Origin of the sequence: Faecalibacterium sp. Marseille-P9590, assembly GCF_017377665.1 — a bacterium.
Lineage (GTDB): Bacteria > Bacillota > Clostridia > Oscillospirales > Ruminococcaceae > Faecalibacterium.
Genome location: NZ_JAFREF010000001.1, coordinates 157,193 through 172,611 on the forward strand (window position 1 = coordinate 157,193; position 15,419 = coordinate 172,611).

At 42.5% G+C, this 15,419-nt stretch carries 13 protein-coding genes and 3 pseudogenes; 7 read left to right on the forward strand and 9 right to left on the reverse strand.

Annotation, left to right across the window (positions count from 1 at the left end; genetic code table 11):
• Window positions 1-193: 193 nt before the first annotated feature.
• Together J3349_RS00815 and J3349_RS00820 are read right to left on the reverse strand one after the other, a co-directional pair.
• Window positions 194-976, reverse strand: a pseudogene (locus J3349_RS00815) (glycosyltransferase family 4 protein); the annotation flags it as partial.
• Window positions 977-1,086: 110 nt separating this feature from the next.
• Window positions 1,087-2,049 (reverse strand): Rpn family recombination-promoting nuclease/putative transposase, encoded by a 963-nt coding sequence (locus tag J3349_RS00820; protein ID WP_207676025.1) that lies wholly within the window; start codon window positions 2,047-2,049, stop codon window positions 1,087-1,089.
• A 240-nt stretch (window positions 2,050-2,289) separates the two neighbouring features.
• Here J3349_RS00820 and J3349_RS00825 point away from each other — a divergent pair, with 240 nt between their 5' ends.
• Complete coding sequence (locus J3349_RS00825; protein WP_207676033.1) at window positions 2,290-2,769, forward strand: flavodoxin; 480 nt, start codon at window positions 2,290-2,292, stop codon at window positions 2,767-2,769.
• A 112-nt stretch (window positions 2,770-2,881) separates the two neighbouring features.
• Here J3349_RS00825 and J3349_RS00830 read toward each other — a convergent pair whose 3' ends face one another.
• The 4 genes from J3349_RS00830 to J3349_RS00845 all read right to left on the reverse strand — a co-directional run bounded on the left by J3349_RS00830 (window position 2,882) and on the right by J3349_RS00845 (window position 6,469).
• Complete coding sequence (locus J3349_RS00830) at window positions 2,882-4,150, reverse strand: SEC-C metal-binding domain-containing protein (RefSeq protein ID WP_207676040.1); 1,269 nt, start codon at window positions 4,148-4,150, stop codon at window positions 2,882-2,884.
• 38 nt (window positions 4,151-4,188) lie between these two features.
• Window positions 4,189-4,581 carry a VOC family protein gene (locus J3349_RS00835; protein ID WP_207676041.1) on the reverse strand — a complete coding sequence of 131 codons (393 nt, stop codon included), beginning with the start codon at window positions 4,579-4,581 and terminating at the stop codon, window positions 4,189-4,191.
• Between the two features lie 20 nt (window positions 4,582-4,601).
• The gene (locus J3349_RS00840; RefSeq protein WP_207676044.1) at window positions 4,602-4,913 is read right to left on the reverse strand and encodes a hypothetical protein; all 312 of its coding nucleotides are present in this window, start codon (window positions 4,911-4,913) and stop codon (window positions 4,602-4,604) included.
• An 86-nt stretch (window positions 4,914-4,999) separates the two neighbouring features.
• Entirely contained in the window at window positions 5,000-6,469 is a 1,470-nt protein-coding gene (locus tag J3349_RS00845) for a recombinase family protein (protein WP_207676051.1), read from the reverse strand.
• Window positions 6,470-6,603: 134 nt separating this feature from the next.
• Between J3349_RS00845 and J3349_RS14235 the strand changes: the two are divergent.
• From J3349_RS14235 to J3349_RS00870, 4 genes and pseudogenes are all read left to right on the forward strand, one after another.
• Window positions 6,604-6,792: pseudogene (locus J3349_RS14235) on the forward strand (hypothetical protein); the annotation flags it as partial.
• A 158-nt stretch (window positions 6,793-6,950) separates the two neighbouring features.
• Entirely contained in the window at window positions 6,951-7,895 is a 945-nt protein-coding gene (locus J3349_RS13985) for a DUF6017 domain-containing protein (protein WP_055143522.1), read from the forward strand.
• Window positions 7,896-7,931: 36 nt separating this feature from the next.
• Window positions 7,932-8,405, forward strand: coding sequence for a PcfB family protein (locus tag J3349_RS00865; RefSeq protein WP_006775667.1), 474 nt, complete (start codon window positions 7,932-7,934; stop codon window positions 8,403-8,405).
• Window positions 8,402-9,076: pseudogene (locus J3349_RS00870) on the forward strand (type IV secretory system conjugative DNA transfer family protein); the annotation flags it as partial. The gene J3349_RS00865 and the pseudogene J3349_RS00870, both read left to right, overlap by 4 nt.
• Before the next feature lie 148 nt (window positions 9,077-9,224).
• Here J3349_RS00870 and J3349_RS00875 read toward each other — a convergent pair.
• From J3349_RS00875 to J3349_RS00885, 3 genes are read right to left on the reverse strand one after another with little or no spacing between them, the layout of a single operon-like run.
• The gene (locus tag J3349_RS00875) at window positions 9,225-12,665 is read right to left on the reverse strand and encodes an SIR2 family protein (RefSeq protein ID WP_207676053.1); all 3,441 of its coding nucleotides are present in this window, start codon (window positions 12,663-12,665) and stop codon (window positions 9,225-9,227) included.
• Between the two features lie 51 nt (window positions 12,666-12,716).
• A complete protein-coding gene (locus tag J3349_RS00880) occupies window positions 12,717-13,475 on the reverse strand; it encodes a hypothetical protein (RefSeq protein ID WP_118552707.1) in 759 nt (252 codons plus the stop codon).
• Window positions 13,459-14,418 carry a MarR family transcriptional regulator gene (locus J3349_RS00885; protein ID WP_207676055.1) on the reverse strand — a complete coding sequence of 320 codons (960 nt, stop codon included), beginning with the start codon at window positions 14,416-14,418 and terminating at the stop codon, window positions 13,459-13,461. Before J3349_RS00885 ends, J3349_RS00880 begins: the two co-directional genes overlap by 17 nt.
• 200 nt (window positions 14,419-14,618) lie before the next feature.
• Between J3349_RS00885 and J3349_RS00890 the strand changes: the two genes are divergently transcribed.
• Window positions 14,619-15,098, forward strand: coding sequence for a flavodoxin (locus J3349_RS00890; RefSeq protein ID WP_207676060.1), 480 nt, complete (start codon window positions 14,619-14,621; stop codon window positions 15,096-15,098).
• A 12-nt stretch (window positions 15,099-15,110) separates the two neighbouring features.
• Entirely contained in the window at window positions 15,111-15,335 is a 225-nt protein-coding gene (locus J3349_RS00895; RefSeq protein WP_118613338.1) for a hypothetical protein, read from the forward strand.
• The last annotated feature ends 84 nt before the right edge of the window (window positions 15,336-15,419 follow it).

Here is a 15,419-nt window from a genome sequence, read left to right on the forward strand (position 1 = left end):
ACTGAAAGTTCTTATGATAAAATCATCTGCTGTTGCTAAACCTAGGTAGCGAGATAAAAACCACACTTGCAGCTCTGCCCATCTTCCGAAAAGCGCCGTAAATACGCTATTTTTCCAGTATTTTTACTATGTACATCTCACTACCTGCGTTCGGTTAGAGGAGATTATTTATTATCAATACTCTCATCTATTATTATCTCCTGTACAGTTTCATCGTTTCCTTTACAACTTCATCCCAATTGTATTTTGCACAGATAAAGTCAGCTGCCTGCTTCTTCATTTTCATAACCATTTCAGGATGGTCACAGGCATCTTGCAATTTTTCTCGCAAGTCCTCTACATCTGACTTTTTGAAAATCAATGCCTTATCTTCCACAACCTCTGCGCACTCCGGAATATCCGAAACCAAACAGCAGTTGCCGTAGCTCATTGCTTCCAGTAGACTTAGCGGCATTCCTTCCAAATCAGACGGCAGCGTGTAGATGTAAGCGTTGCTGTATAGTTCATCCAGCATTGCTCCCTGCACAAACCCAGTAAAGAGAATCCGATCGTCACCCTTCGCCAGTTCTTTCAATTCCTCCATAAAGGAATCCGTATCACTAGAGCCGCCTGCGATAACCAGCTTTTTATCCGTCTTGACATTCTTGAAGGCCTCAACCAGATATCGAATCCCCTTCTCCGGCACCAGACGACCGAGGAACAATATGTATGAGTCTTTTTTCAGCCCGAACTTATCTGTAATCAGACTTGCTTCCCGAATCTGCGGCCTATTCACGCCATTAGGGATAAAGTGCGTTTCTCTTCCATAAGTTTCCTTAAAATAGCCCTGCACGCCTTTGCTCAGAACAATGACCTCGTCCGCATATTTCACAGCGTTCTTTTCGCCTTGGTGGATAAACTTAGAGCCAAGTCCTGATTGCCATTTCTCGCGCTGCCAATCAATGCCGCCCGATGTCAAGTCTTGGACAACTTTTTTCACAAATAAATTTGAAAAAGCGCAAAAAAATAAGCCCCACAAGGCTTTCAATCGGTTTTGGGAACCAATTTGAGCCTTGTGGGGCTTATCTGCTCTATATAGTATTTGTATTATACTGCCTGCAACGGCGTGTCATCCATTACTCTCTTGAACTGCTCTACGCTCATATTAGCATCCTCGGCAGCCTGCTCGATTGTAATGCGGCCTTTTCTCACCTGCTTCACAAGCATCCTGAGTTCGCCTCGTTCTTCGCTTTCGTTCATCATTTCCTCAACAGCTTTGCACACATCAATCACCTCCGCGCCCTCTGGAATATCCAGCGGTGTATTCGTAACTGCTTTAATAACCCTCGCCGCGTTTGCTTCTATCAGCATACGCGGATTATCCGTCAAAAATTCAGATAAGCGTTTCTTATCTTTGGAATACTTAATGTATCCAATGACTTCTCTCAGACTTGAAGAGAATCTTTCCAAATCCTCTGCGCTTAGCTTTGCAGGGTCAATCAGGTGAATCTGATAGTCCTGCACAAAGTTCAGAAGATTCTTATTTTTAACCGCCATCATCTCATGGAGTGACAACGGCCCATCCCATTCATTTGCGCCAAAGTGCAGCACCAGCGTGATAACAGGTGTAATCTTATCTTCTTTGTAGAATCCAGAAAGATACTCGCCACGGCTATGCCCTTTTGCATCTCCATCACTCGCACGATGCTTGGCTGCAATATCAGCCACCTGTTTTCCGTACTGGAGAGCATCATAGATGATGTTGCGGACAGGCATTGCATAATGAATGTCAGTCTGATTTTCGATTCCCAGTAAAATGTACGCAGCCTCATCATCCTGTTTAATGATTGCTGATTTCAGCACATCACGGTATTTCTGAACTGCTTCTTCAGGCTGTTTTCCATCTTCATCCTGCGATCCAAACGGTAATGCAATCTCCGTAGTATCCAGTTCTTGCAGTTGTTTAGGGTCTACAACTGCTTCGCCGCCGTAGATCAAGTAATTAAACGCATCCGCAAACACAGAATTATCTTTCATATAGGCTTTGGTCACGGTATCAGCTAATCCCATTGGCTTACACCTCCTTGTCGTAGTCAACAGTAGCTTTTGTCCGCTATTGTAATTCTATCTTACCATAAACCACCCATCATATCAAGCTGTGCAATTCCCTCAAAATCCTTAAATTTTTACGAACAGTTGTCCATAATATAACATTGTCGTTGATGTTATATCATGGACAACCGCTTGATGCCACTTTCCTGCCGTGCTATACTTATCCTATACAAAATTGTCAAGAGGAAGTGCATTATCATGAGCAAAAGACTTGTCGCCTATTTTTCTGCCAGCGGTGTCACCGCAAAAGTTGCCGAAAATCTGGCAGATGCTATCGGTGCAGACGTTTTTGAGATTCAGCCGGAAGTTCCTTATACCAAGGCCGATTTGAACTGGATGGATAAGAAATCCCGTAGCACCATCGAAATGAGCGATCCGACCTCTCGCCCTGCCATCGCCGCTAAACGTGATAACATGGACGAGTATGACACCATCTTTGTCGGCTTCCCTATCTGGTGGTATGTTGCTCCCACCATCATCAATACATTTCTGGAAAGCTACAATCTGAAAGGTAAAACGATTATTCCCTTTGCCACCTCTGGCGGCAGCGGCATGGGTAAGACCAATGAAAAACTTGCGCCGAGTTGCCCCGGTGCAAAGTTGCTGCATGGTAAGGTGTTCAACTCCTATTCCAGCAAAGCCGCCTTGTCTGCATGGGTAGAAACGCTGAGCCTGTAACTTTCACATTCCTGCGGAATGAAACACCCGCCTGATTGAGAAGATTCAATCCTCTCAACCAGACGGGCGTTTTGTTTACTCTAATTTAATAATCTCTTACAAACATTACAATTCAATCATACCTGCCATTTCCCCTACAACATTTCTTGAATTTTTTGCCACTACCACAAGGGCAAAGAGCATTTACCCCCGGCTTCTTTACTCGCCTATGATTGTTCTTGGACTTCATCCATGTCCTAAGTCCAACTCCTGTCTCTGTAAACCAAATCGCTTCCGTTTGAATTTCAGCATCTTCATTTTCCAGCTTTTCTGCAAAGTTTGACAAGGACAAAGGCTGAAGTGTTTCATACATTTCAATCATATAGTGTTTCAATTCGCTGAGATGTTCTTGGGCACACTCTGTAAAAGCCGGATAGTAAAAGACATTTCCTTGCGCTATATTTCCTTTATGTTCTGCTTCCACATCACATACTACTTTAAGCCACTCTGATTCAATGATTTCAAATTCTTCCTCTGATTCAAAAAATCGCTTAAGACTTCCTTCTACAATTTCTTCTGCATAATACATTCTAATAGCTGGAATCGGATGACCACATTCTTTCAGAGATTTAAGAATTTCAAACCTTGCGCCAGACCGATTATCGAAAAGTGAATATGCCGAAGCCAACGCCGCCATCAAAAAGCCAATTTCATTTTTTATATACGAATTTCTTTGTTCTACATATAGTCCTCGCTGTTTTGTATCTCTCATTAGCATATTAACCAACATACAAAATGCCGAACTATCCGCATCCAGTTCCAAAGCCTGCTGTGTCATATTTCTCCGAGCATCTGGGGAATTGTCCTTTAGTCGTTCAACTCGCTCACCTTGCGCAAAATTTGTTAGCTCAGATTTCATTTTTATCACTTTTTCATTGTCATCAAATTCGTATAGGCTTTTCCATAAACCATGCCGATGCCACAAGTGATATAATTCATGTAATACTATATATCTCCAAAAATAAACTCTTATTCCAGAAAGCACTTCCTCTTGAGGGATTCCCTCAAATATTTTGTACTTCTTTAAAACGTCCTCCGTGTACTTTTCTTCTATCAAATTCAGAAACGAAAATATCAATCCTGAAAAGACTACAATATATCCATCCGCTTCACCTGTAGGTTGGGCAAATGCATTTGGCTCATTTTTATCAGCCAAATATATTCTAGGTTTATATACTTTAGGGTACATCGGATGCAACAGCTGATAAATATAATCCAAACAGTCATTCATCATTTCCATTGCAGTGAGACACGCCATCTTCTTTTCAAAATCACCTTTATAAATTTCAGTCTCGTTTTCAAATATTTGAAGGTTTTCTTTTTCAAAAGGGATTTCTCTCATATCTGCTCCTTATGTTCAACCATTTCATATATTCATTTTCATTCGTGCAGTTCCAAAGGCAGGCCATCCGGGTCAAAGAAAAAGGTCATTTTCTTTTGGGTGTAGCTGTCCAATCGAATCGGTTCACATTCAATCCCCATCTGTGCAAGTTCTGCCACGGTAGCTTCCACATCCTCCACCCGGAACGCCAAATGCCGCAGCCCACAGGCTTCCGGCCTGTTTACACGTTTGGGTGGGTTCGGCTCTGCAAAAATCTCCAATTCAATCGCATCGGCTCCATCACCGACACGCAAATCCAGTTTCCAGTCGTTCCGCTCCTTGCGGAAGTTTTCTCTCACAACTGCAAAGCCCAGCTTGTTCACATAAAAGTCTCTCGCTTTTTCGTAGTCAGAAACGATAATCGCCACATGATGAATCGCCGCCAATTTCACTATCTGTACGCCTCCCCATTTTATATGTACCATACCTGCCGAAGTATTACTGCCGCCAGTTCCAAAAGCACGACCACGCCGCCGACCACCTGCGGTATCATAAAAATCACAAATCCACCAATCAGCATTTGAAGTGCTTCCATCCCCTGCGACTGCTGCATGAGGTACGAAAGAATCGCCGTTGCCAATAGCACACTACCCAGCAAATAGAAAATCCATGCCGAACAATGATGCAGGAATACTACAAACCACTTTATCAGCCACACAGCAAGGATCAGTGGCAAGGTCATAATCACCAGCACCAATTTTAACAGCCATCGAATTGCTTTCATAATGTCCTCTTTCCGGCTGTTTTGTTGCCCATATTATAACATACTCTTTGATGTTACAATATGGGCAACGCAGCCTTTTTTGAAATTCAGTCTGTGTGTAGTGCTTTTACAGCATTCTGGATGCTCTGCTCATATTTGAACCGTACCACAATGCGCCCGCCATCATATACAAAGACATTTTCAATGAACGCTGACACCATACTTGCCGTAAGCCTAGTGCCATTCAAAAAGTTTTCTGCCTGCTCAGCCGCTGCGCGCACAGTTCCCGGCACAACGCTCTTAGTGGATTCTTCCGCTTTGGACTGTTCAATTTGCTCTTGCACCTCTGAAATTCGTCTATCACATTCCTGCTTTTTCTGCTTGTAAGTATCCAGTGAGAGCGTTCCTGCTGCATATTCCTCATACATCCGCATTTTCTCCCCTTTTAGATTTTTTAGTTCCTGCTCCATCAGAGTTTTGCGGCGGCTTGCCTTTTTGTGAGCTTCCTTCAATCCCTGTTCTTCTTTTTGAATATCGCCATAGAGGGAATCCAGCAGGGAGAGTTCCTTTTTCAGTGCTTGAAGAACCGCATTTTCAATATCACTGACCTGAAAGACTTCGGATGTACACTGAGTTTGTCCCACAAGTTCCAGTCCTTCTCTGCACCAGAATGTTGGAACAGCCTGTTTGAAATTGTGCGCCATCACTCGCCTGCAATTTCCGCAGCGGACTTTTCCTTTCAGCGGGAAGTCCACGCCGCCCATCAGCACTTTATGGCTGTTGCTTTTTATGACAAGCTGCGCTTTTTCAAATTCTTCCCGGCTGACGATTGCTTCATGGGTTCCCTCTGTAATAAACTGCTGTCCTTTGGGGACTGTTCGGACAATGCTTTTGCCAGAAATCAGCGTTTTGGTTTTACCCAAAACCATCGCCCCGGTGTACACATACGCTGTGAGGATTTTCCAAACGCGGGAGCTGTCCCAAAGTATTACAGGGGCAATGGTATAGGTCGTTTCCTTGCCATACGCCTTATTCTCTTTGTTATATATGCTCGGCACAGGAACATTTTCGTCATTGAGCATCATCGCTATCTCTCGCGTACCCAGCCCCAGAATCGCAAGGTCGAAAATGCGCCGCACGATTTTTGCCGCAGGTGGGTCGATGATAAATGCACCCTTTTTGTTCGGGTCAAACTGATATCCAAACGGTGCAGCAGATGCCGTTGTGATGCCTTTACGCCACTTGACCTGATTGGCTGTCCGCAGTTTCTTTCCTGCATCCCGGCAGTACATGGTATTTACCAGATTACTGACGATCACATCCATTCCCAGCGTTGTACCTTTATAATTATTGCTGTCATAGTTATCGTTGATGGCAATGAGCCGGACACCCAGCAGGGGGAAAATCTGCTCCATGTATTCGCCCACACCGATATAATCACGTCCAAAACGGGAAAGGTCTTTCACGATGATGGTATCAATCTTGCCATTGCGCACACTGTCCATCATCTGCTGGAATCCAGGTCTGTCAAATAATGAGGTGTGATAGCGATAGCGGCAAAAAGCTAATAAAATCAATGGTTTTGCGGACAGCGGATAGACAGGGAATGTGTTAAAAACTGAATACGCACACAAACGGCGTTACCTTAACCCCTTTGGGGGAGAAAGTAACGCCGTTTTTTTATGCCCGCAGGAAAGGAGGTGCAGCCGGAATGTATTTCACAAAGGGCAAGCAGCGGGCGTTTGAATTGCTCATGCAGCAGAAGCCGGGATTTGACCGCTATCAATCCGGTTGTGCCGGAGATGATGAAGATTGCGGCACTTGCCGTTTCTACCGCCCCGGGTGGAAATATGAGTTTTGCGTTTTCAAAGAGTGTCCCTATTGCCCCGGCAAAAGGACGCGGAAAACGCACGCCAGCATGGACAAATAGACGGGCAAAAGCCCTTGTGCCATGCGGCTTTGCAGACGCGAAAACGGCAAAGGGCATATTGCAATACCAAAACAGCCGAAAACGGCTTTCTAATTGTCCACGCATACCAAGAGAGGAAGTGAGGAAATATGGCAGTTTTCAGAGTGGAGCGAAATACGGGATATACCGTTATGAGCAACCACCACTTGCGAAACAAGGAATTGTCCTTAAAGGCAAAGGGCTTGTTGTCGCAAATGCTTTCGCTGCCCGAAGATTGGGATTATACCCTTGCGGGCTTATCCCATATCAACCGGGAGAAGATCGACGCAATCCGCGAAGCGGTCAAAGAACTTGAAAAAGCCGGATATATCGTCCGCAGCCGGGAACGCGACGAGAAAGGACGTTTGCGCGGTGCGGATTATGTCATATACGAGCAGCCGCAGCCCAAAGAGCCGGAAGCAGCTACCAGCAGCGAACAGCCGCCTACATCGGATTTACCTACATTGGAAAATCCAACATTGGATAATCCAACGTTGGAAAAACCTACGTTGGAAAAACCTACGTTGGAAAATCCAACGCAATTAAATAAAGATATATCAAGTAAAGAACAATCAATTACTGATTTATCAAGTACCCATTCCATTCCTTTCCATTCCCTAAATCCCTTGCCTTATGAGCAGGACGAAGCGGCTACGCCGCCGGAAAGGAAAAGAACGGAAGCGAAAACAAACAGCGCAATAGAGATTTATCGGGAAATCATCAAAGACAACATCGACTATGACATTCTCATTCAAGACCCCAAAATGGATAAAGACCGTTTGGACGAGATTGTAGAAATCATGCTGGAAACCGTCTGCACAGCCCGAAAGACAATCCGTATCGCCGGGGACGACTACCCCGCCGAACTTGTCAAATCAAAGTTTATGAAGCTGAATAGCAGCCACGTTGAGTTTGTTTTGGACTGCATGAGGGAGAACACAACCAAAATCCGCAACATCAAGCAGTATCTAAAAGCGGTGCTGTTCAACGCACCGAGTACCATTGACAGCTACTATACCGCCCTTGTCAATCACGACTTTTACGGCAGCAAATGAGCATAGCCGCAGTTTACCGGGAAAGGAGTTGATACCTTGCAGGAGGAAGTAACCCAAAAAACGATTGCCCTATCCGTCAATGTGGGAAAAGGCGCGGCAAGGCTTACCGAACAGGCGTTGCAGAAAGCAATCAAGAAGTTTTTGGAGCAGAAAAGCAAAGCCCCGCATGGGAAACAGACCATGCGGCAGCTTATGAAGCAAAATGCGGGTGTTTCCAACATCGAGATCACCGACAGCAATATCAAAGCCTTTGAGAGTACCGCGAAGAAGTACAACATAGATTTTTCGCTGAAAAAGGTTAAGGGCGAACAGACCCGTTACCTTGTGTTTTTCAAAGGCAGGGACGCGGACGTTATGACCGCAGCGTTTCAAGAGTTTTCCGCAAAGAAGCTGAACAGGGATAAAAAGCCCTCTATCCGCAAAGCCCTTGCCGCAGCAAAGGACAAGGCGAAGCAGCTTAACGCCGCCCGCGACAAGGTAAAGAAAATAGACAGGGGGCGCGAGATATGAAGCAGATGAACTACAAAAAGTTGATAATCCCGAATATCCCCTATGTGTTCTTTGTCTATCTCTTTGATAAGGTGGGACAGGCGGTGCGGCTTGCCCCCGGCGCGGATATTTCCGAAAAGATACTCAATATCACACAGGGATTTTCCGAAGCGTTTTCAAATGCCTTGCCGAGCGTTCACCCGTTGGATTTGCTTATCGGCATTGTCGGCGCGGTGGTTATCCGTCTGATTGTCTATGTCAAAGGGAAAAACGCAAAGAAATACCGCAAGGGCGCAGAATACGGCAGCGCACGTTGGGGCAACGCCGAAGATATAAAGCCCTACATCGACCCGGATTTTCAGAACAACATCATTTTGACGCAGACCGAACGCCTTACCATGAACAGCCGCCCGAAGCAGCCGAAATATGCGAGAAATAAAAACGTCGTGGTGATCGGCGGCAGCGGCAGCGGCAAGACAAGGTTTTTCGTAAAGCCTAATTTAATGCAGCTTCATTCTTCCTACGTCTTGACCGACCCAAAAGGCACCGTCTTAATCGAGTGCGGAAAGCTCTTGCAGCGCGGCGGCTACAAGATAAAAGTGCTGAATACGATAAACTTCAAGAAATCCATGCGATATAACCCCTTTGTGTATATCCGCAGCGAAAAGGACGTGTTAAAGGTTGTCAATACCCCCTGATGTCAAGATAGGGACAAAAAATTTCACACAAAAAAATAAGCCGTATAGGATTTTCTAATGGCTTTGAACCATTTAGACGCCCTATACGGCTTATTCATATTTACCTAGCTAGTCTTTTCCAGTATTTTTTTCTATAATCCTATTAGTCATATTTTCCATTTCCCCTGCAGCATTTCTTGAATTTTTTTCCGCTGCCGCAAGGACATAGTTCATTTGCTCCCACTTTAGGACGAACTCTTTTATACGGCTCTTGATATTTATTCTCTTCAAAAAGAAACTCTCTTAGTCCTTCCTCAAAATCTGCAATCTCTTGAACGCCACCGTCCGACATAGGGTTATACCTTGCATCCTGCTGAGCATTTATCACCACTGCTTTCGTTAAATAATGTGCCCGATTTTTTTCTTCCGTGGAATTGGGCAGTAGTTTATTAAAGAATAATTCTCTCAACGATTCAGAATATGGATTTAATTCCACATATCGGAACACTTCATCTATTTCTGTTCTCACAATCTTTCTGTGCAAGATACCTTTACACAGCGCAAGTTGTGCCGACATAAAAGCTCCCGCAACTTCACATTGGTAAGGGTTTACTGAAAGAATTTCTCTTGCATCAGTAATTATTGTATTTATTTTGTCTTTATCTTTGTTCACAAAATTAAGTTTAAATGTGTTTGTCGCACCCCATAGCATTCCCAAGTATTCAGATGCCTCATTATTTTTTTCATAGCTATTTAGAGGAACTTCTATTTTTATTTCACTCACTTCGTCTAGTGATATGGTTTCGCCTTTATCAAAAAACCTTTCCTCCAAGTCGCAAAGTCTACATAACATCCACTTAGCTTGAACATCAACGTCATTCAGATATTTTTCAGAAAGCATCTTTGCGTCCGCCATAACTTTAGCAATGACGTCTTTCTTTCCCATTTGAAATGCCATTTCAATAATATTTCTGTGTGATAGCATCAAGATACGCACTGCATTGATATTTTCATAGTTACATTTGCTTCTCATTGTTTTCAAGACATTAAGTGCGTCATCAAATTTTTCAAGCTGAAGATCATTCATCATTTCAGCATTGTAGCAGTCCATTTCTGAGATCGATGACAATTCATCCATCTCAGGATTTTCACCGATTATTTCGTTCATTTTCTGAATCAAACTATTAGATTCTTCTACAAATCCCTTTTGTGATAACCCTTTTATAGCTTCGGATAAAAACAATTGTTTCAGGACGTTGGTGGCTTCACCTCCTTGAACCTTGCACATCTCATCTAATGCCTCCATCATGTAAGAAAGATCATACAGTGACCACCCTGCATATTGTTGTGCCACCATATTTAATCCCATTACCTTTGTTGTTGCAAGCTTCTCCTTCTGAGTATTTTCCTCTGGAATTTTTACTTGTCGCCAAAAAGCATATTCATTATCAATGATAGAAATAAGAACCATCGGGTCATCGTTTTCATCAACTGTCCGCTTTTGTAGGAGATTAAGTCGTCCAAGCAATACATCTATATTCTGGGTATTTTCGTCAAACTCTTTCAAAACCTTCTTAAAAAATGAAATTTCAGGAAAATCCGTCAAAGCCCGCGTTATAAATATTGCAAATTTGCTTGCTTCATTTTGCCACAACTCATTCAGCACTTCCGAAAGTCTTGAATCATCCATATAGAAACAAAACATATATTCTTTTATTAAGTCTGGATATAATGGTTCAATTTCCAAACTATTCTCATTTACGTTTTGACAAATTGTTGCAAATATTGCTTTCTTTTCTTCTTCTCGTTGCTTTCCCGGAAAAGAGTGATTTTGCAAAAAGGAATTCACCATATTCCAATCGTCTTGATAATAGATTGGAATCTTTTCCGGTTGAAGTTTACCGCTAATATTGGCTCTCAATAGTAAGTGAATAAATGCATTGCAACAAGATTGGTCATTGTCTAATATCTCCAGCCATCTCTGCTGTTCTCTTTCTAGCAGTTTTTGCAGAAGCTCCTCAAATTTATCATATCTTGGCAGTTGGAAGTCATTTTCAATCCATGCTTCTACAAATATTTGCACAAATAAAGGTCTGAATTGCAATTTTTCGTATTTTTTCCCATAAGCCTCACATAATTCCCGTGCAACTATATCGTCCGCTTCTATTCCTCTTTGGTTCATAACTTCTTTAATTAAGGTTTCTACTGATGCTCTATCCAAATCCCCCAAATTCAGAAAATAGTTTTTGTACTCCGTACTTTTTAGATCGTACGTGTCATATTTTCCAATCCTTTGAAGCAGCTTGTAATACCACGAACTTGCATTTCTTGAGTTTTCTCGTTCCAACAAAAGAATTCTTACTTTATAGTCCGAATTTTCAAATTTTTCTTTTATCGAGCGAATAGCATTTGCAACAAATCCTTCACGACTTGCAACATAATCAATGACTACCACTGTATTGTTAAACGGTTCAAATGAATCGAAATCACTTTGGGTTGCATTCTCATTAACAAAGAATCCGAACCATTTACCGGCAGATTGTTTTAGAAACTCTAGTGCAAGGCGACTTTTTCCTGCTCCAGCCTGCCCCGTAATCGCCCACCACAAGAACTTCTGATCTTCTTCAAGAAAATTTTGCAATTGGCTCATTTCGCTGGTACGCCCGCAGAAAGGCAATTGTTGTAAAGAATAATGATACCTCTGCAACACATCTGTCGCATATCCCGCTGTTTTGTATGGCGATAGTCCAATCAGCGGTCTTTTAATGACCTTCTCTTTAATGCGCAATTCTGCCATGTCCTCTAAGAAATCTGGCAAATCACTGTACTCATTTCCATACGAAATAAGTTTTATATTGCTGGGCATTCCAATGGGATTTTCGCCCTCTCTATAAAGGAAATAGTATTCCTGATTCATCTTGAGATGGCTATTGGCGAATTGAATAAATCGTGATATATTAGCGTCTTCTGTTGTCTTTCCGCATCCAACAAAAATGAGCGTTCTCGTTCCCAAAATTCCTTGTATAAACTGCGCTCCTTGATTATTCATTACCGCATCATACTGTTCTTTATCTGCAACAATATTGTCAATCTCCTTTTCAGAATCATAAATTCCATGAATGTGCAAAACATTGTTCGATTTTCCCTGTTTTAGCATTTGAAAAGCTACATTGGGTTCTTCATAAGATACCGCCATCAGTCCAGTAGCATTCTCTAGAAGGTGGTCATAATTTGTCGTTGCAAACACATCCTGCATAAGCAATATTTTCATTAGTGTGTTTTTCAGTTTTTCGTTCACAACCGCGGTTGATTCAAATGCCTCATGCATCCATGTTTTATAAGACCCTTCTTCCTTGAGTATTTTTATAACTTTTCCAACAACAGAAACCATGTTGTCCGTTGAGTTATCGGACATCAATGATTCATTAAGCATATCCGCAGTAGCATGGTCTTTTATACGACCAATTCCATCAACTATCCAATCCCACCATGTGTATTTTCTTCCCGATAATGCTGTTGAAAATCCTGCTCCAAAGAGGTAAACAATCTCATTCTTTTCTAGTGCTTTTATAAGATCAGGATACAACTGGATGTCACTTTTCATATTCTTTCTCCATAAAGTTGCTGTCTTTCAACTTATATTCGACCTTTTTATTTACGGCAATATATACAATTCTCCTACTTCTCGAAGAATCTGTTCTTTTGTTCTTCCCACAAGCCCCAACTGCTTGATGTCAACTGCTTCATCTTTCATCCGTTCAACAAACCTCTGCATATCCTCATACACGCCACTAGGAGCGGCAATCTTGACCGTAGGGTCAATCAACTCAGTCAATCGAAAAACATCATTTTTATGTTTTTTGATGTTTTTACTATCAACGTGTTCTCCTAACGCTTTGCGATCCGTCAAATCCATCCACGCTTTCGCCTTGAATGGAATCAGATATGCAGCATCCAAAACCGTTACTCCATCAACGGTCACTTTTCCCTGTTTCAGAAATTCATAGTAGTCATCATCCAAAAGAATTGCGGATAAGCTCGATATGTCCTCATCCATTGGCAGCGGAGTCAGTTCTGCATCATCTGGAAGCTGAATTGCATCCAGTTTTCTGGTAAACAACTCGATCATTGCCGGGTAGCGGTTTGAGGTCGGGTGGCTGAAACGATAGAACTGCGGTACCCCCGAACTCTTATTGCAGTGTTCATATCCGGCCTGTTTTACATAGTCCCAGAACTTTCTTCCAAAATCCGCATCCACTGCTTCAATAATCAGAACAAGGTCAATATCTTTTGTTGCACGGAAATCTAAGCCTTCTTCTGTCATCAAGATGTCACACGCTGTTCCACCGATAATTGCATACTGGCTCTCGTTGCCCTTAAACCATTCCTTAAAGCTCTCAATTCCTGTTACCATCTATCTTCCTCCACAGGTTATTTAACATTTCTTCTACTGCTTCTTCTACCCGTTCATCTGCATCTTCTCTAAGCGATAATGCTAGAGAAAGTTCATCAACCATTTTTTCCCTCGATAATTTTCGTGGATCATACCTCCACATTTCAATAGCTACCTGCGAATTTGAGTCCTGTAAATCCTTGGTCATAAAGTCATTCCACTGAGATATTTTTTCTGAAGCATAGCACCGAACACTAGGCGCATTGAGCATCGAATACTCTGCCAACGCAGAATAACCGCTCTCCAATAATTCAATCTTTACTTTCTCATCTGGAATATAGACCGTTCTTTTCACAGGACTAAGCAGAGCTTTCTCTGCTTTATAAAACAGTTCCTTCGGGGAATTTTCCGAGGACAGTATCTTCTGCACTCCGATTTTTTTTGCTTGCAAAAGTCCCATTTCTTCAAGTTGTTTCGATGCTCTGGAAATAGATGTTGGAGTCAACTCCAAATCTTTTGCAGCCTGACTTGTGGACAGCTCCTTTGCTCCCTCATAAATAAAATAAAGCAACAGCATCTGTGCCGATGGCAAGATTTCTTTTCTGTCACTCTTTTCTGCATCACAGCGTTCCTGCAAATACACCGCCATGAAAGGCAGATATATTTGCTTTCCATCTACAATAAATGCTACTTTCTCTCGAAGCAAATACTCTCTTTGCCGTGCCGTGATTTGTTCCAGAACCAACACCACAGGACAATCCGCACTCTTTTTCACACGTTCCAGATGCTTTTTTAATGTTTCCACCTGCTCCAATTCGTTTTTTGGATACAAAAAAACCACTTTTTGACCATTCAAAAATACTCTCTGCGAAACGTATCTCGTATTGATGAAGTTTGGCAGATGCTCTAAAGCTTTATTTTCATATAGCACTTCGATTCCTAAAACTCGCTTAAGGTATTCCACTCTATCGCCTCCATTCATAACTCTTTTTCTGTATTATAACTTATTTTGAGTTAAGATGCAATATTAAAGTTATAATTAGCAAAACCAAACATTGAAAATCCAGCATTTTCCAAATAATTCTGTTTTCATTTCACTTCTTGATACCCCACCCCCACCGTGCTATACTATTATCAAATCAAATATTGAGGGAGTGCATTGTCATGAGCAAAAAGCTTGTTGCCTATTTTTCTGCCAGCGGCATTACCGCAAAAATTGCCGAAAATTTAGCAGATGCCATCGGTGCAGACATTTTTGAAATCCGTCCCGAAGTCCCTTACACAAAAGCCGACCTGAACTGGATGGATAAGAAATCCCGCAGCACTATTGAAATGAGTGACCCTGCTTCTCGTCCTGCCATCGCGGTCAAACGTGATAACATGGATGAGTATGACACCATTTTTGTCGGTTTCCCGATTTGGTGGTACATCGCTCCCACTATCATCAACACATTTCTTGAAAGCTACGACTTAAAAGGAAAGACCATTATTCCATTCGCCACTTCCGGTGGTAGCGATATGGGCAAGACCAATGAAAAGCTTGCTCCTAGCTGCCCTAGTTCCAAGCTTCTGCATGGAAAGGTATTTAACGCTTCCTCAACCAAAGCCGATTTGTCCGCATGGGTAGATAGTTTGAATTTCTAAAGAGGAAATACCATGAACATTTTTGAAGAAAAGACCGACAGCGAACTGCTTTCCTATTTTTCTGATTATCAAAAGCTGTGTTCCCTTGACAAATATACTGGATTTCAAAATCCAGACTTTACGGCTATTCTTAAATCCTATCGGGAGAAGTTCGGCCCTATTGGTGAAGGAGTCCTTGGTCACGACTTCTTTGAAGCTGTTTTCCATCGTTGGGAAAAGACCGTACATAACGACTAATCTCCATTCCTACGGAATGAAATGCCCGCCTGATCGAGAAGATTTGCGAATCCTCTCAACCAGACGGGCATTCTTTTTTGCTCA

Bases quoted from the DNA above. Each gene is read 5' to 3' on its own strand.
- J3349_RS00825 (WP_207676033.1), top strand. From the start codon at position 2,290: ATGAGCAAAAGACTTGTCGCCTATTTTTCTGCCAGCGGTGTCACCGCA.
- J3349_RS00820 (WP_207676025.1), bottom strand. From the start codon at position 2,049: ATGGGATTAGCTGATACCGTGACCAAAGCCTATATGAAAGATAATTCT.
- J3349_RS00830 (WP_207676040.1), bottom strand. From the start codon at position 4,150: ATGAGAGAAATCCCTTTTGAAAAAGAAAACCTTCAAATATTTGAAAAC.
- J3349_RS00895 (WP_118613338.1), top strand. From the start codon at position 15,111: ATGAACATTTTTGAAGAAAAGACCGACAGCGAACTGCTTTCCTATTTT.
- J3349_RS00890 (WP_207676060.1), top strand. From the start codon at position 14,619: ATGAGCAAAAAGCTTGTTGCCTATTTTTCTGCCAGCGGCATTACCGCA.
- J3349_RS13985 (WP_055143522.1), top strand. From the start codon at position 6,951: ATGGCAGTTTTCAGAGTGGAGCGAAATACGGGATATACCGTTATGAGC.
- J3349_RS00840 (WP_207676044.1), bottom strand. From the start codon at position 4,913: ATGAAAGCAATTCGATGGCTGTTAAAATTGGTGCTGGTGATTATGACC.
- J3349_RS00880 (WP_118552707.1), bottom strand. From the start codon at position 13,475: ATGGTAACAGGAATTGAGAGCTTTAAGGAATGGTTTAAGGGCAACGAG.
- J3349_RS00875 (WP_207676053.1), bottom strand. From the start codon at position 12,665: ATGAAAAGTGACATCCAGTTGTATCCTGATCTTATAAAAGCACTAGAA.